Genomic DNA, 17,994 nt, shown 5'->3' on the forward strand with positions numbered 1-17,994 from the left:
GGGTTGACCTTAGCCCTCTATTAAGTGGACACATTGTCCGTATGAGTCTTTCGTATGTATGTTAAGCGGACGCGATGTCCACTTCAACTCCCCTGGAGTCCTCATGCACACCGTGCTGCTGGGCGCGGCGCTCCTGATCGGCTGCCTGCTGGCCGTCCAGGCCGCGGCCAACCTCCGGCTGAACGGCGCCGTCGGCACCCCCTACGGCGCCTCGACCCTGCAACTGGGCCTGGCCACCGGCCTGCTGGCGGTCCTGGCCCTGGCGGCCGGCGCTCTCGGCGCGCTGGGGCGGCTGCCGGACGTGCCCGTCTGGTACCTGCTGGGCGGCCTGGCCAGCCCGCTCTACATCACCAGCGGCATCCTGCTCTTCCCGCGCCTGGGGGCCCTCGCGTCCGTCGGGCTCTTCGTCGCAGGTCAGATGTCCGCCTCGCTCGCCCTCGACCTGTTCGGCCTGTTCGGGCTCGCGGAGCGGGTGCCGGGCCCCGGTCTGGTCCTGGGCGCCGCGGGCGTCCTGGGCGGCATCGTCGTCATCATCAGGGGGCAGCGGAGCGCCGGCGCCCCCGGCACGGTCGAGTCCTCCCGGCCGGCCCGCGCCGGATGGCTCGCCCTGGGCCTGGCCGCCGGGGCGGTGCTGCCGGTGCAGGGAGCGGTCAACGCCCGCCTGAGCGAGGAGCTGGACGAGCCGATCGCCGCCGCCGTGGTCAGCTTCACGGTCGCCACCTTCACGATCGCCGTCGTGCTGCTGGCGCTCCGCGCCGCGCGCCGCACCCCGCGGCCCCGGCTGGCCCCGCTGCGCGAGATGCCCTGGTGGGGCTGGCTGGGCGGCGCCTGCGCGGCCGCGTACGTCACCGGGACCTTCCTGCTCATCCCCGAGATCGGGGCGGCGGTGACCGTGGCCCTCACCGTCACCGGCCAGCAGCTCACCTCGGCCCTGATCGACCATCGCGGGTTGTTCCGACTGCCCCGGCGCGCCCTGACCGCCCCGCGCCTGCTCGGCCTCGCCCTGCTGCTCGCCGGCTCCCTGACCGTCCAGCTCACCTGACGCACCGGCCCGCCCTCCCCGGGCGCGGCGGCGGGCCCCGGAAGCCGTCGGCCCGCCGCGTGCGGGCCGACGCGGGGCGCGGCTACTCCGCGCTCGTCCGCGCCGGTTCGGAGGCGGATTCCTGGTCGGCCTCCTCCTCGAAGGGAATGCCGCGGAGGTTGAGGAGGAGGAGCAGGGCGCAGCTCGCGAAGAGGACGATGTCGGCGATGTTGCCGACGAAGGGGCCGTAGTCGATGAAGTCCACGACGTGGCCCTGGGCGAAGCCCGGCTCGCGGAAGAGGCGGTCGAGCAGGTGGGTGGTGGCGCCGCCCAGCAGGGCGCCCAGGACGACGGTCCAGGAGGCGGTGCGCAGCCGCCTTCCCATGAAGAGGATGGCGGCGACCGTGGCGGCCGCCGTCAGGGTGAAGATCCACGTCATGCCCGAGCCGATCGAGAACGCGGCGCCGGCGTTGTAGGTGAGCCGCAGCTGGATCAGCTCCGGGATCACCGGGATGCGCTCGCCGTCCGACAGCGCCGAGACCGCCCAGTACTTGGAGGCCTGGTCCACGAGGAGGACCGCCGCGGCCAGCGCGAGCATCCACCCGTACCGCCGCATGCCTCGTCCCGCCTCCGGCGCGCGCTGTTCGCCCGACATTCCCGACCCCCACGATTCCACGGCTTCTCGCACCGAATCTACCGGCACCAGTCTGGCCTGCGGGCTTCGCCGAGGGGAAGTGCCATGGGCCGTGGGTTCGCCGGCGAAAGTGGCAGGTCGGGCGGCGAAAGTCGATCGGTGTGCGCTTCTCCGTCCGGTTCCTCGGGCGGTGGATACAGTCGTGACCATGGCGGTCATATGCGGTTTTGATCTGGCCTGCCGGACATGAGGTCGGTCGTCGTCGCGCTCGTGGTCGCGGCCGCTGACGCGGTGATGCTGTTCGCCGGGGCGGGCGGTCCGCATCCGTGGGCGGTCGTGCAGGTGGCGGCCGTCGCCGTGGTGGCGGTGTCGGCGGAGCGGTGGCCCGCGACCGCGCTGTCGGCGGCGCTGGTGCTCGCGTTGTCCGGTGAGGGGAACGCGCTGCTCATGCTGACGGGGTACCGGGCGGGGCAGCGGGTCGTGTCACGGACGGGCGCCGCCGTCGCCGTCGGGACGGCGGCCGCCTGTCTGGGCGGGCAGCTGTTCCTGTCCGTTGCGCCCGGCCTGGTGGGCAGGTATGTGATCTTCGTGGCGCTGCCGGCGGTGCTCGGCCGCTTCCTCGTGCAGCGCCGGAGCCTGCGGGCGGCGCGCGACGCGCACCAGAGGCAGTTGCGGCGGGAGCAGGCTCTGGTGGCCGACCAGGAACGGCTGCACGAGCGGCTGCGGATCGCCCGGGACGTCCACGATTCCCTGGGGCACCGGCTCAGCCTGCTGTCCATCCAGGCGGCCGCGCTCGAGGTGGCGCGCCTGCCGCCACCGCAGCGCGAGGCGGTGCTGGCACTCGCCGGAACCGCCCGCCGGGCGCTGGACGAACTGCACGAACTGGTCGGCACGCTGCGCGAGAGCGGAGAACCCCAGACCCGCTCCCTCGACGGGATCGACGATCTGGTGGAGGAGTTCCGCACCGCGGGCACGCCGGTGACGGTGCTGCGTGAAGGAACCACGTTCGCGTTGGGGCCGGTCGCCGAGCACGCCGCGTACCGGGTGGTGGAAGAGGGACTGACCAACGCCGCCAAGCACGCGCCGGGTCAGCCCGTCGCGGTCTCGCTGCAGGGCGAGGGCGACGCGTTCCTGGTGAGCGTCCGCAATCCGCTGCCGGAAGGCCACCGGCCAGGCCGCGCCGGACACGGCCTGGCCGGGCTGGACGAACGGGTGGGGCTCGCCGGCGGGGCCTTCCACACCACGTCCTCGGAAGGGGAGTTCCGGCTCGTCGCCATGCTGCCGACGACCGAAACCGCCGAGGAGACGGCGGAGCCGGTGCCGTCCGCCGGGGAAGACCGCCTGTGGATAGCCGCGCTCGTGCTCACCGCGGCGGCCATCATGGTGGTGGCCGGACCCGCAGGCACACCGGGAGGATGACCCTCATGATCCGAGTCCTCGTCGCCGACGACGAGCCCCTCATCACCGCGGGCATCCGGACGGTGCTGGAGTCCGCGCCGGACATCCTGGTCGTCGCCGAGGTCGGCGACGGCGGGGCGGCGGTGGAGAAGGCGCTCGCACACCGCGTCGACGTCGTCCTGCTGGACATCAACATGCCGGGAGCGGACGGGCTGGACGCGCTGGCCGAGTTGCGGCGGCACGCGCTGGACACGCGCGCGGTGGTGCTGACGGCCTTCGGCCAGGAGGCGAACGTGCTCCGCGCCCTGCAGGACGGCGCGGCGGGGTTCCTGCTCAAGAACTGCACCCCCGACGAACTGATCCGCGCGGTCCGCGCGGCACACGCCGGGGAGGCCTACCTCTCCCCGGCGGTGACCCGGCTCGTCCTCGGAATGGTCGACCCGCCCCTGGCGGGGCGGCGGCTGGAGGCACGCCAACGCCTGTCGGAGTTGAACGCGCGGGAGTCGGAGGTCGTCGCCCTCGTGGGCGAAGGCCTGTCCAACGCCGAGATCGGCCGCCGCCTGCACATGAGCGAGACCAGCATCAAGACCTACGTCAGCCGCATCCTCGCCAAACTCGGCTGCGCCAACCGCGTCCAGGCGGCGCTGCTCGTCCGAGACGCCCGCGCCGCCTGACCCGCCGCCCCGGACATCGCACCGCCCGCCCCGGGCGCCCGAGTGCCTGAGGCGCCACCCGCCCCGGGCGTCCGGGTGGTCGGGGCGTCGCGTCGTTTGGTTCGGGTGTCCGGGACGGCGCGCCGTCCAGCCGGGTATCCGGGCGGCGGGCTGTCCGGCCCGCAGCCTCGGGTGTCCGGGTGGACGGGCGGGCGGTGTGCGGGGCCGTGGTGGGCGGCCGGGTGGTCGATCCGGGGGTTCAGGCGTCGCGGCGGCGCAGCACCAGGTATCCGCCCAGGGCGGCTGCGGCGGCCCAGAGGGCGAGGACGCCCATCCCGGTCCACGGGCCGTAGTCGCGGGCCCAGCGCGGGTCGTCCTGGGGGCCGGCGAGATGCAGGAGCACCGTTCCGGCCTGGTCGGGGAGGTACTGGGTGACGGCCTTGATCGCCGGGATGTTGCCGAGCCCCTGCGAGCCGAGGAAGAACAGCGGGAGCAGGATCCCGAGTGCGAGGGTGGAACTGCGGAGCATCGCCGCCACTCCCATGGCGAACAGGCTGATCAGCGTCAGGTACAGGCACGCGCCGGCGATCGCCGACGGTACGCCGTCGGCGAGCGGGGAGGTGCCCTTCGGGCCGAGGGCCGCCTGCGTGGTGAAGAAGGTGACCGGCACGGTGACCGCCGAGGCCGCGAGGACGATCCCCGTTCCGGTGAGCAGCTTGCAGCCGTAGAACAGGCCGCGCCGCGGCACCGCCAGGAGCGAGAGCCGGATCGTCCCCGAACCGTACTCGCCGCTCACGACGAGCACGCCGAACACCACCAGCGCGAGCTGGCCCAGGGTCAGGCTGTAGAAGGCGGCGAAGAGCGGGTCGAACGCCGACGGCCCGGTGTCGGCGGAGCCGCTCAGGGAGCCCGCCACCAGCCGGCCGAGCCCGACGCTGAGGGCGAAGGCCGCCCCCAGGGCCCAGAGGGTCGACGGCACGGTCCGGATCTTGGTCCATTCGGCGAGGAGGACGGCCCCCATGCCCGGCCGGGCGGGCGCTTCCGCCGTCATCGGACCTCCCCCCGGTATTCGACGGCGTTCCCGGTGAGCCGCATGAACGCCTCCTCCAATGAGGCCGACCGCACGGTGGCCTCGTACAGGACGAGCCCGTGGGCCAGGGCCAGCTCGCCGATCGTCTGCGGTTCGCCGTCGTAGACCTCCAGCGCGCCGTCCGCCGCCTGCTTCACCACGAGGCCCTCCGCGGCCAGCACGTCGCGCATCCGCTCCGGTTCGCGCGTGCGGATCCGTACGCACGGACGGGTGCCGGTCTCGACGAGCTCCCGGACGGAGGTGTCGGCGAGCAGCCGTCCGCGCCCGATCACGATGAGGTGCTCCGCGGTCAGGGCCATCTCGCTCATCAGGTGGCTGGAGACGAACACCGTCCGGCCCTCCGCGGCCAGCCCCTTCAGCAGGTTCCTGATCCACAGCACGCCCTCGGGGTCCAGCCCGTTCACCGGCTCGTCCAGGAGCAGCACGGGCGGGTCTCCCAGCAGCGCCGCCGCGATGCCGAGCCGCTGGGCCATGCCGAGCGAGAATCCGCCCGCCCGCTTCCCGCCCGCGTCTTCCAGCCCGGCCAGCCGCAGGACCTCCCGCACCCGCGCCTTGGAGATCCCGTTGCTCTGCGCGAGCCAGAGCAGATGGTGGTACGCGCTGCGCCGCCCGTGCACCGCCTTCGCGTCCAGCAGCGCCCCGACCCGCCGCAGCGGCACGGGCAGCCCCCGGTAGCTCCTGCCGCCGATGCGGACCCGGCCCCCCGAGGGGCGGTCGAGGTCCAGGATCATGCGCATCGTGGTGGATTTTCCCGCGCCGTTGGGCCCGAGGAACCCGGTCACCAGGCCCGGCCGCACGGTGAAGGACAGGTCGTCGACCGCGACGGCGTCCCCGTAGCGCTTGCTGAGGTTCTCGACTTCGATCACCCGCTTCAAGCTAGGAGCCGGGATCTCCCCCCGCAGTCCTCGAAAGTCTCCACTTTCGTCGACCGAAGTCGACACCGACCGTTCGAAGCCGGGAGTCCGCGGAGACGTGGCGCGCGACAACCGGTAAACCGCCACAAATTTGGTGAAAGTTGGTCATGATGGGGCGGTGGGTGATCATCCCGTCGAGGTGTCCGCGCGTGAAGCCGAAGTGCTGGCGCTTCTGGGGCTACGGCTGGCGAACGCCCAGATCGCCGGACGCCTGCACGTGTCGGTGCGCACGGTCGAGGGCCATGTCTCGTCGCTGCTGCGCAAGTACGGCGTGGCGGGCCGGAGCGAGCTGGCAGGCCTCGCCGGAACGGTCGGAGACGGCGCCCCGCCCCCGCAGGGCCGGCCGGCCGGGCTGCCGAAGGCCCGGACCTCCTTCATCGGACGTGCCGCTGAGCGTGAAGCCGTCCTGTCCGCGTTGCGGGACGGGCGGCTGGTGACGCTGCTGGGTCCCGGCGGAGTCGGCAAGACACGGCTGGCGATGGCCGTCGGGGAGGAGGTCGGCCCCCTGTTCCCGTTCGGCGGGGCGTTCGTCGACCTGGCTCCGGTCGACTCCGGGTTCGTGGCGCGGGCGGCGGCCGAGGCGCTGGGCGTGTCGGAGCGGCCGCGGCAGCCGCTGGAGGAGACCATCGCCGAACGGCTCGCACGGGGCCGGTCGCTGCTGATCCTGGACAACTGCGAGCACCTGCTGGACGCGGCGGCCGGTTTCGCCGAGCGCATCCTGTCGGCCTGCCCCGCCTCCACGATCCTGGCCACCAGCCGTGAACGGCTGGGCCTGCCCGGCGAGCAGGTCCTGCACGTCGGGCCGCTCCCGCTGGGCTCGGACGCCGAGCGGCTCTTCACCGACCGCGCCCTGGCCGCCGATCCCGACCACGCGGCCGATCCGGCGGTGGTCGCCGACCTGTGCGCCCGCCTGGACGGGCTGCCGCTGGCGATCGAGCTCGCGGCGGCCCGCAGCGCCTCGCTCGGCGCGTCGGGCCTGCTCACCGCGCTGGGCGACTACCTGCGGCTGCTGGCCGGAGGCCGCGGTCCCGCCGTACGGCACCGCTCGCTGCGCAGGGTGATCGGCTGGAGCCACGACCTGCTGGACGAGGAGGAGCGGACCCTGTGGCGCCGGTTGGCGGCCTTCACCGGCTCGTTCGACCTGACGGCGGTGTCGGCCGTCTGCGATGTCACGCCGGCCGCGGGCGCCGACATCCTCGGCCGGCTCGTGGACAAGAGCCTGGTGATGCACCGGCGGGGGCCGGTGAGCCGGTGGCGGATGCTGGCGACCATCCGCGCCTGCGCCGCCGAGCGGCTCGAACTCAGCGGTGAACGGGCCGAGGTCCGGCACCGGCACCTGGTCTGGGCCGCGGACACGGCGGCGGCACTGGAAGACCCCGAAGACGACCGGTGGTGCGAGGACTTCGACACCGTCGCCGCGGAACTGCGGGCGGCGCTGGCCGCGGCGCCTCCCGGCCCGCACCCCGTCTCGTACCGGCTGGCGCGCTCGCTCAGCCGGTTGTCCTACGCGCGCCGGTTCCTGGAGGAGTCCCAGGGCCACTACCAGCGGGCGGCCGGGTACGCCCCCACCGCGTCGGCCGCCGCCGACGCCTGGCGCAGCGCGGCGGACTGCGCGCAGGTCATGCACGACACCGGCAGGGCTTTCGAGTCGCGGCTCGCCTCGGCCGCCGCGGCCCGTACCGCCGGTGACGGCGACGCCCAGGCGATAGCGCTGGCTCGTGCGGCCGAGCTGGCCGGCCGGTTCCCGGCGACCTTCCGTGCCGAGATACCGCGCGACCGGCTGGGCGAGCTGCTCGAGGAGGCGGCCGGGGCGGGCTCTCCGGCCGATCCCGCCGTCGCCGCCCATCTGGCCTGCGCGGCGGCGTGGAACGCCGGTCCGCACAAGCTCGCCCCCGATCCGGTGCTCGGCGCGCGTGCCGTCGAAGCGGCGCGGGCCACCGCCGACCCGGTGCTGATCAGCGGTGCCCTGGACGCGCTGCGGACCGCCGCCGCCACGTCCGGACGGCTGCGGGACGCGCACCGGCTCAGCGGAGAACGGCTCGCCCTGCTGCCGCGCATGGACGCGGACGATCCGTACTCGGCCCCGGAGATCGACGACGTCTACGGCGGGGCGTGCGCCGACGCGGTCGCCGCCGGTGACCTTCCGGCAGCGACCGCCACCGCGCACCGGCTGCTCGCCGACGGCCTGCTCGGCGGGCACCCCTACCTGTCGGCGGCCAAGGTGATCCCGGCGCTGGTGCTCACCGGAGACCTCCCGGAGGCGCTGCGGTACGCCATCACGATGTGGGACAGCTGGCAGCGCGCAGGCCGTCCGCCCGCGTTCGGGCTGTCGGCGGCGGTCCACTTCACCTCGCTGGCCTACGGGCTGCTCGGCGACCGCGAGCTGTCCGAGCGGTGGCGCACCCGCGTCGACGCGGGTGTGGGCACCCGCAACCCGTTCCAGGACCAGCTCACGCCGCTCGCCTGCTTCACCGACGCGAGGATCGCCGTCCACACCGGCGACCTCTCCGATGCGGCAGGACTCCTGGAGCGTGCGTTCCGGCACGTTCCCGGTGCCCGTTACGAGCCGTACGCCCACGCCGCCGCCGTCGAACTCGCCGCCATGGCCGGGTTGCCCGAAGCGGAGAAGCAGCTGCCCGCGCTGGAGGCCGACGCCGAGCAGAACGACTGGGCCGGTGCCTGCCTGGAGCGTGTCAAGTGGCGCATCCACGGGGACGGCGCGGCCCTGGAGGCCTCCATCCAAAGCTGGGAGCGGTTGGGCGCCCGCTTCGAGCATGCCCGCACCCTCCTTCTCCGGCCGGACGTGGCCGAGTCCGCCGCGAGCCTTCGGTAAGGGGGCGGCTCCCGTCCGGGAGCCGCCCTCCCGCATGTCAGGCGGTCTTCGTGAGCGTGTAGGTCATCATGGGAGCCCAGGTGTCGTCACCGACGGGCACGTCGGAGTCGACGGTGATGCTGCCGTCGGCGTTGGGAGTGCGGCTGATCCGGGCGGGTCCTGTGACGATGAGGGAGTCGCCGGTGAAGCCGCCGTGGTACTTGCTGCCCGCGTCGTCGTAGGGGCCGAGGCTGTTGAAGAAGTGGGTGCGGAACCCGCCGGTGGCGGGGTCGTGGTCGAACATCTCGTAGCCGGAGTCGACCACTGCGGTTCCGGCGACCTCGAAGGTGCTGGTCCAGCGGTGGACGAGGAAGAAACCGCCTTCCATCCACGCGAACGTCTCCTCGCCGGTGATCTCGGTGGCGGGTCCCATGGGTCCTTCGACGGTCGAGCCCTTGAGGTCCCAGGTGCCGACGAGGAAGTCCAGCCGCTTCAGGGCGGGGTTCGGGGTCGGCATCTCGAACTCGGTGTTCTCCGACATGGTCGGTTCCCTTCGTTTGCGCCGGGGGCGTTCCGTTTTCCTGTCGCCCTCAGCATGCGCCTCAGGGCCGTGCCCGGACATCCGTGGCGACCACCTGCCCACCACGCGCCGACCACGTGCCGACCCCGCACCGCCGCCGGGGGCTCAGCGGCGGCTCAGGAGGTCGGTGACGCGGCTGAAGTCGTCCGCGCCGTGGCCCAGGCCGATGACGCGGCGGGCCAGGCCCTCGGTCGCGCGCATCACGCTCGCGTCGATGCCGTGGGCCTCGGAGGCGTGGATGATGTGGGCCATGGTGGAGGCCGCCGAGGTGATCGGGTTGCCGTCCCCGGGGAAGACGCCGGCCTCCACGTTCTCCGCGGTCTCCCCGAAGATCGGCGGGAGGATCGCGGCGATGCCCTGGGCGAACGGTGCCAGTTCCCGCGGGGTGACGCCCTCCGCCTGCGCCACCGCGAGGGCGTGCGCGTAGCCCGCCATCGAGGTCCAGAAGATGTCGAGCAGCGCGATGTCGTACGCCGCCGCCCGGCCGATCTCCTCGCCGAGGTGGGTGTGGGTGCCGCCCAGCGCCGCCAGGGCCGGCCGGTGCTCCTGGTAGAGGTCCTCCGGGCCGCTGTGGATGAACACCGCGTGGGGCGTCCCGATGGTCGTGGTCGGCGTCATGATCGCGCCGTCGAGGTAGCGGACGCCGTGCGCGGCCGCCCAGCTCGCGGTGTCGCGGGCCCGGTCCGGGGTGTCGGCGGTCAGGTTCACGACGGTGCGCCCCTTGAGCGCGCCGGTGACCGCGTCGCGCCGCAGGACGGAGTCGGCCGCGTCGTAGTTCACCACGCAGACCACGACCAGGTCGCTCGCGGCGACCGCTTCCTCCGCCGATCCCGCGCCGACGGCTCCGCGCGCGACCAGCTCCCGGTCCCTGCCCGGCGTCCGGTTCCAGACCGTGGTCCGCAGCCCGGCGTCCAGGAACGCGCCGGCCAGGGCACGGCCCATCGGCCCGAGCCCGAGCACGGTGACGGCAGACTGGTCGGAGTAGGTGGACATGGAGCAACTCCTTCAATGGCAATGACAAACAGTGACGAATGGGGGGAAAATGACGCGTGGCCGCGCCCGTGACCTGAACGTCTGCGGGGTGACCGCCGCGATCGCGGTGATCGACGGCAAATGGAAGACGGCCCTGCTCTGGCTGCTGGAGTCCGGGCCTCAGCGACCCGGCGAGCTGCGCCGGAGGCTGCCGGGCCTCACCGAGAAGGTGCTGACCCAGGCGCTCCGCGAGATGGAGGCGGACGGACTGGTGCACCGCGAGGTGCACGACGTCCTGCCGCTGAAGACCGAGTACTCCCTGACGGAGTTCGGCCGCGAGCTCTCCGAGATGCTGGCCCCTCTCTCCGACTGGGGCCACCGCCGCCTGGAGAGGCTCGCCGAGGCGCAGTCGGCCTCCTGACGCGGTGTCCCTCCTTTCCCCGCGCCGGGCGGTTCTTCCCGCCGCCCATGACAAGCTTCGCCTTCGCGCCGCCCGCTGTCGAGTACCCACAAAAAAGTGGGTACCGCGGGCGGCCCGTCAGGGCGTCACGTCAGGTGGGGCGCCAGGAGGCGGGCGACGTCGAGGGCGCGGCTGACCGGGGAGCGGCTCGTGCCGGGCGTCCAGTCCTCGGCCGTCCACACGTCCGACATGACGGCTTTGACGAAGCCCCAGGCCGCGACGCGGTCCAGGGGCATCGCCAGCTCGTCGGCCAGCTGCTCGACGCGGGCCGGGACCAGCGCGGTCAGGGTCTCGTCGCGGTCGTCCGGGTCCGGGTTGTGCAGGAGCGTTCCGGCGTCGTAACCGGGGTCGCCGACCAGGCCGTGCGGGTCGATCGCCAGCCACGGCTCGCGTGCGGCGCGCAGGACGTTGTCGTGGTGCAGGTCGCCGTGCAGGACGACGCGCTCGGGCGCGGACGCGCACAGCTCGCGCATCAGGCCGCCCGCCCGCACGACGAGGTCCAGCGGCAGCGGACCGTTCTCGCCGTGCGCGGCCGCGTAGTCGTCGAACGCGCTGACCTGCGCCAGGGCGTCGGGGATCGGGCAGCCGGGCGGCGGCGGGACGTGCAGGCGCCGCATGACGGACACCAGCGCCGACGTGGCCTCGGCGTCCCGGCCGGGCACCAGGTCGCGCAGGCGGTCGCCGGGGGAGACGCGTTCCAGCAGCAGCGCGCCGCGGTCGAGGTCGGTGCGCAGCAGCCGGACCGACCCGCGCCCGTCGAAAGCGGCGAGCGCGGGTGCCTCCTCGGCGAGTGAGGTCCCGCTCGGCACGCCCAGTTTGAGCACGGCCGGTGTGCCGTCCCCGCACACCACCCGGGTGACGTAGTGGTAGGACAGCTCGTAAGGCTCCTCCACCGTCAGGTCCCAGTCGCGGGCGACGGCGTCCAGGACGGACGGCAGTTCCGCCAGCCAGCGGACACCGGCGTCGCCCCACACCTCTGCGACGGTCTCGGTGAAATCTCGGGTCATCATGTCCTTCCAATGCCGTCGAGGACGGCCGTTACGGCGTGCTCGGGGAAGTCGTCCGCCACCGGGAGGCCGCGGAAGACCGCGCGGACCCAGACGGCGCCTGCCAGTAGATCGGTCAGCAGCATCGGGTCCGCGTCCGGAGAGAGCTCGCCTCGGGCGACGGCGCGCTCGAAAACGGGGCGTTCCCGTGCCAGCCGGTCGGCGAAGAAACCGCGGGTGTACTCGGCGAGCTCCGGGTTGCCGGCGGCGGCGCCGAAGGCCGCCACCGCGACGCCGGAGGCCGGAGGGGTGGTCAGCAGCCGAACCAGGACGCGGACGAGTTCGGTCAGGTCGCCGCGCAGGCTGCCGGTGTCGGGCGCGGCGAGGTCGAGCGGCGCGCCGTGGGTGAGCGCCGCACCGAGCAGCGCCGCCTTGGACGGCCACCAGCGGTAGATCGTCGTCTTGTTGACGCCCGCGCGCTCCGCGACGCCCTCCACCGTGAGGCGTTCGTAGCCGTGTTCGGCCAGCAGCTCCAAGGTCGCCTGGAAGATGGCCGCGGCGCGGCGGGGTCCCGGATCCATGCCGCCACTATAGCAACGCAACGTTGTGTTGCATTTTGGTCTATCGTCGAAGGCATGAGCACTCCTTCGGAAGGGCCGCTGCCCGTCGTCCTCCTGCACGGCATCCGGTTGAGCGGCACCATGTGGCGGCGGGTCGCCGCCGCCGTCGCCGAGCACCGCCCGGTCGGCGTCCCCGACCTGCCCGGCCACGGACGCCGCCGCGGCGAACCGTTCACCATGGACGCGGCCGCCGACGCCGTCGCCGAGACGATCGACGGGCTCGGCGGCCGCGCGCTGGTCGCCGGCCTGTCCCTGGGCGGCTACGTCGCGATGGCGACCGCGGCCCGCCACCCCGAACGGGTCGCCGGGCTGGTCCCGATGGGCTGCACGCTGCGCCCCGAGGGGTGGGGCGCGGCCTGCTACCGGACGGTCGCGGGCCTGGCGGCCCGGTACCCCCGCTGGGCCGACCGGCTCAGCGCCGCCGCGTTCCGCCGCACGCTGCCGGGCCCGCTCGCCGACGACGTCCTGGCGGGCGGCCTGTCCTGCGAGGCCATGCCCCAGGCCGTCGCCGCGATGGAAGGATCGCGGCCGCCGGAACCCCTGGCCGCCTACGACGGCCCCGTGTGGTTCGTCAACGGCGAGAACGACCCGTTCCGCGCCCACGAACGCGAGTTCCTCCGCGCCTGCCGCGACGCCCGGCTCCTGCTCCTGCCCCGCCGAGGCCACGTCACCGCGCTCATGGAGACCGCCGAGATCACCCGCATCCTCCTGGACGCCGCGACCGCCCTCGACCGGTGTCCCGACCTCTCGACCTCCCCGCCGACCGCCCGGTGAGGCATCGGTCTTCGCGGGTCTGTCCCGGGTTCAGCGCCGTGCGTGGACGTAGGTCCTGCCGGGGACGGTGGGGCCGAGGAGTTCGGTGACGGTGACGAAGGTGTAGCCCTTGGCCTTGGCGGCGCGCAGGATGCGGGGGACGGCGGAGACGGTCGTGGGGCGGCTGTCGTGCATGAGGATGATCGCGCCGGGGCGGAGGCCGTTGACGGCGCGGCGGGCGATGGCCGAGGGGTCGCGGTGGCGCCAGTCGAGGGTGTCGACGTCCCAGAGGACCTGGGCGAGGCCGAGGCGCCGGGCCTGGGCGGCGACGCGGCGGTCGGTGGCGCCGTAGGGCGGCCGGAAGAGGGTGGGGCGCGTGCCGGTCAGCCTGGTGATGGTCCGGCGGGTGGTGGCGAGTTCCCGGTGGACGCGGGCGGACGGCAGGGCGGTCAGCCGCGGGTGGTGTTCGGTGTGGTCGCCGATCTCGTGGCCTTCGGCACGGGCGCGGGCGACCAGGCCGGGGTGGGCGCGGGCGCGGACGCCCACGACGAAGAACGTCGCCCGGGCGCCGCTTCGGCGGAGCAGTCCGAGCAGGCGGGCGGTGCCGGGGACGGGGCCGTCATCGAAGGTCAAGGCCACGCATTTCGCTTGGGCGCAGTCCACCCGGGTCTGCGGCCGGTCGGCGGCCGCCGCGGCCGGGGGACAGGGCCAGAGCCCTGCCGCGATCCCCAGGAAGGCCGCTCCCACGGCTCTCATCCGCATCGCGCGTCTCCTCGGAGGTGCTGATGACGGGAGCCTAACCAGACGACGCCCAATAACCGACAAGCCTGGTATATCGCCTTTCTCTTTTCCTGGATTCTTTCTGGATCCCGGCGAAGGACGTCACTCGGAGACGAGGGTGAGGGCCCGGTTGGGGCAGGCGACGGTGGCCCGGTCGGCCAGCGGGAGCCGGTCGGGGCCGGGGGAGGGGACCAGGATGACGACCTTGCCCTCGACGTCGTCCTGGTCGAACAGGTCGGGAGCGGTGAAGACGCACTGGCCGGCGCCCCGGCAGCGGTCCAGGTCCGCGTGCAGCCTCACCATGCGACGGGCAGGGCGCCGAGGCCGTAGACGAACTGGGCGGGGCGGAACGGCACGTCCTCGAGCGGGACCGCCAGGCGGAGCCCGGGAAGGCGGGCCGCCAGGGCGGTGAAGGCGACGTCCATCTCCAGCCGCGCCAGCGCCGCGCCGAGGCACTGATGCGCGCCGAACCCGAACGCCATGTGGTGGCCCTGCCTCCGGAAGGGGTCGAAGGCGTCCGGGTCGGGGAAGTGGGAGCCGTCCCGGTTGGCCGCGAAGAGCGAGATGACGACGCCGTCGCCCGCCTCCATCGTCACCTCGTCGATGGTGACGGGCTCCGTCAGGACCCGTCCCACTCCGAACTGCACGATCGTCAGGTGCCTCAGCAGCTCCTCGGACACGGCGCCGACCCGCGAGGGGTCGGCGCACAGCGCAGCCCACTCGCCGGAGACCAGCAGCATCAGCGTGCCGAGCGCGAGCATGTTGGCGGTGGTCTCATGCCCGGCGATGAGCAGCAGACGCGCCATGGAGGCCAGCTCGTCCTCGGTCAGCCGCCCTGCGGTGACCCCGGAGGCGACCCGGCCCAGCAGATCGTCGCCGGGATCGCGGACTTTGGCCGCGACCAGGGAGGCCAGGTAGTCGCCGAGCTCCGCCATCGCCCGGCCGCCCTCCTCGACCGTCGCCGTCGTCTCCAGCATCTTCGTGGTGCGCTCCTGGAAGAAGTCGTGGTCGGCGTACGGCACGCCCAGGAGCTGGCAGATCACCCGGGAAGGGACCGGTAGGGCGAAGTCCCGGACGAGGTCGGCGGGCGGCCCGGCCTCGACCATCGCGTCCAGGAACTCCGCCACGGTCCGTTCGATGCCGGGTCGCATCGCGTTGATGCGCCGCACCGTGAACTCCGTCGTCAGCAGCCGGCGCAACCGCCCGTGATCGGGGTCGTCCATGCGCAGGAACGACAGCAGCCCCCCGGACGGAGGCAGAGGGACGAGCTGCGGGTACCCCGGCAGGGTGTCGTCGGAACTGACCCGAGGATCGCTCAGCACCGCCCGCGCGTCGGCGTGCCGGGTCACCAGCCAGGCGACCTGCCCGCTGGGCAGCAGGACGCGCGCGGGCGGCCCCGCGCGGAACTCCGCCAGCCCCGCCGGCGGATGGAACGCGTCCTCCCGCGTCCAGGGGATCTTTGGTACTTCCAGCTGTCCCATGCCGTCCGCCTTCCACCGAGAACGTCTCTCAGAAGGTAAGGCGGACGGTGGAAGCCATCCAGACGGCAAGAGTGAGACTTTCATATCGAAAGTGCCACTAGGCGGATGGCGGAGACGGCCGCCTACGCGGGGAAGGCGAGTTCGGCGAAGGCTTCGAGCTGCTCCAGGTAGTGGGCGAGTGACTCGTGCTTCACGGTGAGGTTGATGTGGGTGCCGCCCGCGGCGGCGGCGGTCTCCAGGAGCTCGGTGACCCGGTGCGGTGCCTTCAGGGCGTCGACGCGGTGGCCGGGGGTGAAGACCACGCTGAAGTCCGAGGGGAGCTCCACGGAGTCGAGCATCTCGCGCATCTTCTCCGGCGACGGACCGTGGAACGACTGGGGAGCCGGGGCCCAGCCGTCGGCGAGGGTGACCGCGCGGCGCAGGGCGCGCCCGGTGTGCCCGCCGACCCACAGCGGGACCCTGGCCTGGACGGCGTGCGGGTCGACCACCACGTCCTTGAACGAGTAGTACGGGCCCTCGTAGGACGCGACGCGGGTGGACAGGCTCGCGCGCAGGGCGCGCAGGGCGTCGTCGGCGCGGGCGCCGCGGTCCTCGAAGGGCTTGCCGAGCATGTCGAACTCGGCGGGCACGCTGCCCACGCCCAGGCCGAAGATCAGCCGTCCGCCGCTGAGGAAGTCGAGGGTGCCGTAGCGCTTGGCCAGCTCGAGCGGGTGGTAGAGGGGCAGGACCAGCACGTACGGCAGGAAGCGCAGCCGTTCGGTCTGCCCCGCCAGGAACGAGAACGTCGCGAGCGGGTCGTAGAAGCGCTCGCGCTGGGGGACGCCCTGCGGCACGGCGACGTGGTCGGGGCAGGTCATGAAGTCGAAGCCGAGCCGGTCGGCGGCCCGGGCGACCTTGACCAGTTCCGGCACTCCGGCGTGCTCCTCCCACGCGGGGCGGTTGCCGGAGAGGGCGACGATGGGGGAGCTGATGCCGACTTTCACGAGTCCGCCTTCCGCGAGGTGATGAGCTGCTGGAGCCGCACGAGGGGGTCCTGGTCGTCGTGCCGTCCCGAGGGGCCGTCGCCTTCCTTGGGCATGAAGCGGCCGGCGTCGGATCGGGTCCACTCGCGGACGGCCCAGCGCTCGGAGATGGCCCACCGGCCGTCCCGGTAGGTCATGTGGTCGACGAAGCGCACCCCGCTGGTGAAGTTGGCGCGGGCGCTGTGGACCGGTTCGCCCCAGTGGACGGAGGTGCCGTACGTCTCGCAGACCGCCTCGTCCCCGTGCAGCTCCACCAGGTGGTTGCCCAGGACGTGCATGGTCCCGCCGGTCCGGGCACGGGCGCGGAGCCTGGGCTCGACCCAGGCGAGGTACTCCTCGACGCTCCCGGTGAAACCGGTGTGGTGGTCGACCGCGTCGGGATGGTACGCCGAGCGCACCAGATCCATGTCGAGACGGTCGATGCCCCGGCAGTACCGCAGGACGACCTCGTGGATCTCCTGCCGGTCCGACCACTCCGAACGTTGCCGCACCACGTTCTTCCCTCCGGCCCGCTGTCCTTCCGCGAAGGCTATGGAGCCCCGCCGGTCACGGGCGGCGCGGTCCCATTGGCCGGAACGATCCATACCGAGCCCGCTTCGGCGGCGGTGACCGTCGTCGGAGCCGGTCCGACCGGTATCGAGACCGCGGCCGAGCTGGCGGAGGCCGGCCGCGCCGTGACCCTGGTGTGCGGCGGGGTGCTCGGCCCGTACCTGCACGCCCGCGGTCGGCGTTCGGTGGCCGGGCGGCTGGCCGGGCTCGGGGTGAGCGTGCTCGAAGGCCGCGGTACGAAGGTGACCGAGGTGACCCGCGATGCCGTGCGGCTCGGTGACGGCCGCGAGCTGCCGAGCCGGGTGACCGTCTGGACCGCCGGGTTCGGCGGCCGGACCCGGCCGCGCGCAGCGGGCTGAGCACCGACGCCCTGGGCCGCCTGCTCACGGACGAGACGCTGACCAGCGTGGACGATGAGCGCATCGTCGCGGCCGGGGATGCGGCGGCGCCGTCGGGCCTGCCGCTGCGGATGAGCTGCCAGGCCGCGATGCCGCTGGGCGCGCGGGCCGCCGACACGGTGCTCAGCCGGATCGCGGGCGAGCGGCCCGAGCCCCTCCACCAGTCGTTCGCCGCCCAGTGCATCAGCCTGGGCCGGCGCGCAGGCATCTTCCAGTTCGCCGACCGGTCCGACGTCGCGGTGTGGTTCACCATCGACGGCCGTCTGGGCGCCAGGCTCAAGGAGACCGTGTGCAAGGGCGTCATCGGGCACCTGGCCGACGAGGCCCGCAAGCCCGGCGTGCTCTTCACCGTCGCCTACGAGATGCTCGGATCGGCGGCCGACGCGGAGGACGTCCTCCAGGAGACCTGGCTGCGGTGGGCCGAAGATCGCCTACCGCGCCCGCCGGCACGTCGACGCCCGCCACCCGCGCCGGGCGGCCTCGGCCGGTGAGACCCGGGCGGCTCTGGAGTCGTTCCGGCGCGCGCTCGAGACCGGGGACCTGCGGGGCCTCCTCGACGTGCTCGCCCCCGAGGTCGTCTATCTGGGCGACGGCGGCGGCATCAAGCAAGCCGTTCCGCGGCCGGTCGTCGGCGCGGGCGAGGTGGCGCGCCTGCTCGCCGCCGGAATCGGCAAGGTCGGGAACGCGTTCGCCTTCGGCCCCGCCGTGGTCAACGGCAACCCGGCCCTCCTCGTCCATCTGGACGGGGAGTTCGACGGAGTCGTGGCCGTCCGCGTCGAGGACGCCCGTATCACCGGCCTCTACTTCGTCCGAAACCCGGAGAAACTCTCCCGCATCACATCCGAGACGCCGCTCACGCTGCGCTGAGCCC

The 17,994-nt window shown here is 73.4% G+C and carries 21 protein-coding genes; 9 read left to right on the top strand and 12 right to left on the bottom strand.

What is annotated here, in order from left to right:
* Positions 1-103: 103 nt before the first annotated feature.
* Positions 104-1,042, top strand: coding sequence for a DMT family transporter (locus C2865_RS30830; RefSeq protein WP_106402125.1), 939 nt, complete (start codon positions 104-106; stop codon positions 1,040-1,042).
* An 82-nt stretch (positions 1,043-1,124) separates the two neighbouring features.
* On the opposite strand, the gene C2865_RS30835 is transcribed toward C2865_RS30830, so the two are convergent.
* Positions 1,125-1,637 (bottom strand): signal peptidase II, encoded by a 513-nt coding sequence (locus tag C2865_RS30835; protein ID WP_198653723.1) that lies wholly within the window; start codon positions 1,635-1,637, stop codon positions 1,125-1,127.
* A 264-nt stretch (positions 1,638-1,901) separates the two neighbouring features.
* Here C2865_RS30835 and C2865_RS30840 point away from each other — a divergent pair, with 264 nt between their 5' ends.
* Entirely contained in the window at positions 1,902-3,074 is a 1,173-nt protein-coding gene (locus tag C2865_RS30840; protein WP_106402127.1) for a sensor histidine kinase, read from the top strand.
* A 5-nt stretch (positions 3,075-3,079) separates the two neighbouring features.
* Positions 3,080-3,727, top strand: a complete 648-nt coding sequence (locus tag C2865_RS30845; protein WP_106402128.1) for a response regulator — start codon at positions 3,080-3,082, stop codon at positions 3,725-3,727.
* 238 nt (positions 3,728-3,965) lie between these two features.
* Here C2865_RS30845 and C2865_RS30850 read toward each other — a convergent pair whose 3' ends face one another.
* Both C2865_RS30850 and C2865_RS30855 read right to left on the bottom strand, forming a co-directional pair.
* Positions 3,966-4,757 carry an ABC transporter permease gene (locus tag C2865_RS30850; RefSeq protein WP_106402129.1) on the bottom strand — a complete coding sequence of 264 codons (792 nt, stop codon included), beginning with the start codon at positions 4,755-4,757 and terminating at the stop codon, positions 3,966-3,968.
* Positions 4,754-5,662: an ABC transporter ATP-binding protein gene (locus C2865_RS30855; RefSeq protein ID WP_106402215.1), complete on the bottom strand. Its 909-nt coding sequence runs from the start codon at positions 5,660-5,662 to the stop codon at positions 4,754-4,756. Before C2865_RS30855 ends, C2865_RS30850 begins: the two co-directional genes overlap by 4 nt.
* A gap of 166 nt (positions 5,663-5,828) precedes the next feature.
* On the opposite strand from C2865_RS30855, the gene C2865_RS30860 reads away from it, so the two are divergent.
* Positions 5,829-8,543, top strand: coding sequence for an ATP-binding protein (locus C2865_RS30860; RefSeq protein ID WP_198653724.1), 2,715 nt, complete (start codon positions 5,829-5,831; stop codon positions 8,541-8,543).
* 37 nt (positions 8,544-8,580) lie between these two features.
* Here the strand turns inward: C2865_RS30860 and C2865_RS30865 are convergent, their stop codons facing one another.
* Both C2865_RS30865 and C2865_RS30870 read right to left on the bottom strand, forming a co-directional pair.
* Positions 8,581-9,063, bottom strand: coding sequence for a DUF1579 family protein (locus C2865_RS30865; RefSeq protein ID WP_106402131.1), 483 nt, complete (start codon positions 9,061-9,063; stop codon positions 8,581-8,583).
* Positions 9,064-9,207: 144 nt separating this feature from the next.
* Positions 9,208-10,095 (bottom strand): NAD(P)-dependent oxidoreductase, encoded by an 888-nt coding sequence (locus C2865_RS30870; protein ID WP_106402132.1) that lies wholly within the window; start codon positions 10,093-10,095, stop codon positions 9,208-9,210.
* Between the two features lie 49 nt (positions 10,096-10,144).
* Here C2865_RS30870 and C2865_RS30875 point away from each other — a divergent pair, with 49 nt between their 5' ends.
* The gene (locus tag C2865_RS30875) at positions 10,145-10,495 is read left to right on the top strand and encodes a winged helix-turn-helix transcriptional regulator (protein ID WP_106402133.1); all 351 of its coding nucleotides are present in this window, start codon (positions 10,145-10,147) and stop codon (positions 10,493-10,495) included.
* A 125-nt stretch (positions 10,496-10,620) separates the two neighbouring features.
* Here the strand turns inward: C2865_RS30875 and C2865_RS30880 are convergent, their stop codons facing one another.
* Both C2865_RS30880 and C2865_RS30885 read right to left on the bottom strand, forming a co-directional pair.
* Positions 10,621-11,544: an aminoglycoside phosphotransferase family protein gene (locus tag C2865_RS30880; protein ID WP_106402134.1), complete on the bottom strand. Its 924-nt coding sequence runs from the start codon at positions 11,542-11,544 to the stop codon at positions 10,621-10,623.
* Positions 11,541-12,101 (bottom strand): TetR/AcrR family transcriptional regulator, encoded by a 561-nt coding sequence (locus C2865_RS30885; RefSeq protein ID WP_106402135.1) that lies wholly within the window; start codon positions 12,099-12,101, stop codon positions 11,541-11,543. The genes C2865_RS30880 and C2865_RS30885 overlap by 4 nt, the downstream gene beginning before the upstream one ends.
* A 54-nt stretch (positions 12,102-12,155) precedes the next feature.
* On the opposite strand from C2865_RS30885, the gene C2865_RS30890 reads away from it, so the two are divergent.
* Positions 12,156-12,914 (top strand): alpha/beta fold hydrolase, encoded by a 759-nt coding sequence (locus C2865_RS30890; RefSeq protein ID WP_106402136.1) that lies wholly within the window; start codon positions 12,156-12,158, stop codon positions 12,912-12,914.
* A 30-nt stretch (positions 12,915-12,944) separates the two neighbouring features.
* Here the strand turns inward: C2865_RS30890 and C2865_RS30895 are convergent, their stop codons facing one another.
* From C2865_RS30895 to C2865_RS30915, 5 genes are all read right to left on the bottom strand, one after another.
* Complete coding sequence (locus C2865_RS30895) at positions 12,945-13,655, bottom strand: polysaccharide deacetylase family protein (RefSeq protein WP_232835894.1); 711 nt, start codon at positions 13,653-13,655, stop codon at positions 12,945-12,947.
* A gap of 120 nt (positions 13,656-13,775) precedes the next feature.
* Positions 13,776-13,976, bottom strand: a complete 201-nt coding sequence (locus C2865_RS30900; protein ID WP_232835895.1) for a ferredoxin — start codon at positions 13,974-13,976, stop codon at positions 13,776-13,778.
* Positions 13,970-15,154 (bottom strand): cytochrome P450, encoded by a 1,185-nt coding sequence (locus tag C2865_RS30905; RefSeq protein WP_157963962.1) that lies wholly within the window; start codon positions 15,152-15,154, stop codon positions 13,970-13,972. Before C2865_RS30905 ends, C2865_RS30900 begins: the two co-directional genes overlap by 7 nt.
* 122 nt (positions 15,155-15,276) lie before the next feature.
* The gene (locus C2865_RS30910; RefSeq protein ID WP_106402138.1) at positions 15,277-16,137 is read right to left on the bottom strand and encodes a TIGR03619 family F420-dependent LLM class oxidoreductase; all 861 of its coding nucleotides are present in this window, start codon (positions 16,135-16,137) and stop codon (positions 15,277-15,279) included.
* Positions 16,134-16,667, bottom strand: a complete 534-nt coding sequence (locus tag C2865_RS30915; RefSeq protein WP_198653743.1) for a nuclear transport factor 2 family protein — start codon at positions 16,665-16,667, stop codon at positions 16,134-16,136. The genes C2865_RS30910 and C2865_RS30915 overlap by 4 nt, the downstream gene beginning before the upstream one ends.
* A 114-nt stretch (positions 16,668-16,781) precedes the next feature.
* On the opposite strand from C2865_RS30915, the gene C2865_RS41065 reads away from it, so the two are divergent.
* From C2865_RS41065 to C2865_RS41075, 3 genes are all read left to right on the top strand, one after another.
* Entirely contained in the window at positions 16,782-17,084 is a 303-nt protein-coding gene (locus C2865_RS41065; RefSeq protein ID WP_232835896.1) for an FAD-dependent oxidoreductase, read from the top strand.
* Positions 17,085-17,131: 47 nt separating this feature from the next.
* Positions 17,132-17,614, top strand: coding sequence for a sigma factor (locus tag C2865_RS41070; protein WP_232835897.1), 483 nt, complete (start codon positions 17,132-17,134; stop codon positions 17,612-17,614).
* Positions 17,615-17,681: 67 nt separating this feature from the next.
* Positions 17,682-17,990 carry a sigma-70 family RNA polymerase sigma factor family protein gene (locus C2865_RS41075; RefSeq protein WP_106402139.1) on the top strand — a complete coding sequence of 103 codons (309 nt, stop codon included), beginning with the start codon at positions 17,682-17,684 and terminating at the stop codon, positions 17,988-17,990.
* Positions 17,991-17,994: the final 4 nt, after the last annotated feature.

This window comes from Actinocorallia populi, assembly GCF_002995495.1.
Classification (GTDB): Bacteria; Actinomycetota; Actinomycetes; order Streptosporangiales; family Streptosporangiaceae; genus Actinocorallia; species Actinocorallia populi.

What these genes read in the sequence shown, in the direction of transcription:
- C2865_RS30845 (WP_106402128.1), top strand. Translation starts at nt 3,080, where the DNA reads ATGATCCGAGTCCTCGTCGCCGACGACGAGCCCCTCATCACCGCGGGC.
- C2865_RS30885 (WP_106402135.1), bottom strand. Translation starts at nt 12,101, where the DNA reads ATGGATCCGGGACCCCGCCGCGCCGCGGCCATCTTCCAGGCGACCTTG.
- C2865_RS30875 (WP_106402133.1), top strand. Translation starts at nt 10,145, where the DNA reads ATGACGCGTGGCCGCGCCCGTGACCTGAACGTCTGCGGGGTGACCGCC.
- C2865_RS30835 (WP_198653723.1), bottom strand. Translation starts at nt 1,637, where the DNA reads ATGCGGCGGTACGGGTGGATGCTCGCGCTGGCCGCGGCGGTCCTCCTC.
- C2865_RS30870 (WP_106402132.1), bottom strand. Translation starts at nt 10,095, where the DNA reads ATGTCCACCTACTCCGACCAGTCTGCCGTCACCGTGCTCGGGCTCGGG.
- C2865_RS30890 (WP_106402136.1), top strand. Translation starts at nt 12,156, where the DNA reads ATGAGCACTCCTTCGGAAGGGCCGCTGCCCGTCGTCCTCCTGCACGGC.
- C2865_RS30850 (WP_106402129.1), bottom strand. Translation starts at nt 4,757, where the DNA reads ATGACGGCGGAAGCGCCCGCCCGGCCGGGCATGGGGGCCGTCCTCCTC.
- C2865_RS30865 (WP_106402131.1), bottom strand. Translation starts at nt 9,063, where the DNA reads ATGTCGGAGAACACCGAGTTCGAGATGCCGACCCCGAACCCCGCCCTG.
- C2865_RS30895 (WP_232835894.1), bottom strand. Translation starts at nt 13,655, where the DNA reads ATGCGGATGAGAGCCGTGGGAGCGGCCTTCCTGGGGATCGCGGCAGGG.
- C2865_RS30830 (WP_106402125.1), top strand. Translation starts at nt 104, where the DNA reads ATGCACACCGTGCTGCTGGGCGCGGCGCTCCTGATCGGCTGCCTGCTG.
- C2865_RS30840 (WP_106402127.1), top strand. Translation starts at nt 1,902, where the DNA reads ATGAGGTCGGTCGTCGTCGCGCTCGTGGTCGCGGCCGCTGACGCGGTG.
- C2865_RS30880 (WP_106402134.1), bottom strand. Translation starts at nt 11,544, where the DNA reads ATGATGACCCGAGATTTCACCGAGACCGTCGCAGAGGTGTGGGGCGAC.
- C2865_RS30900 (WP_232835895.1), bottom strand. Translation starts at nt 13,976, where the DNA reads ATGGTGAGGCTGCACGCGGACCTGGACCGCTGCCGGGGCGCCGGCCAG.
- C2865_RS30905 (WP_157963962.1), bottom strand. Translation starts at nt 15,154, where the DNA reads ATGGGACAGCTGGAAGTACCAAAGATCCCCTGGACGCGGGAGGACGCG.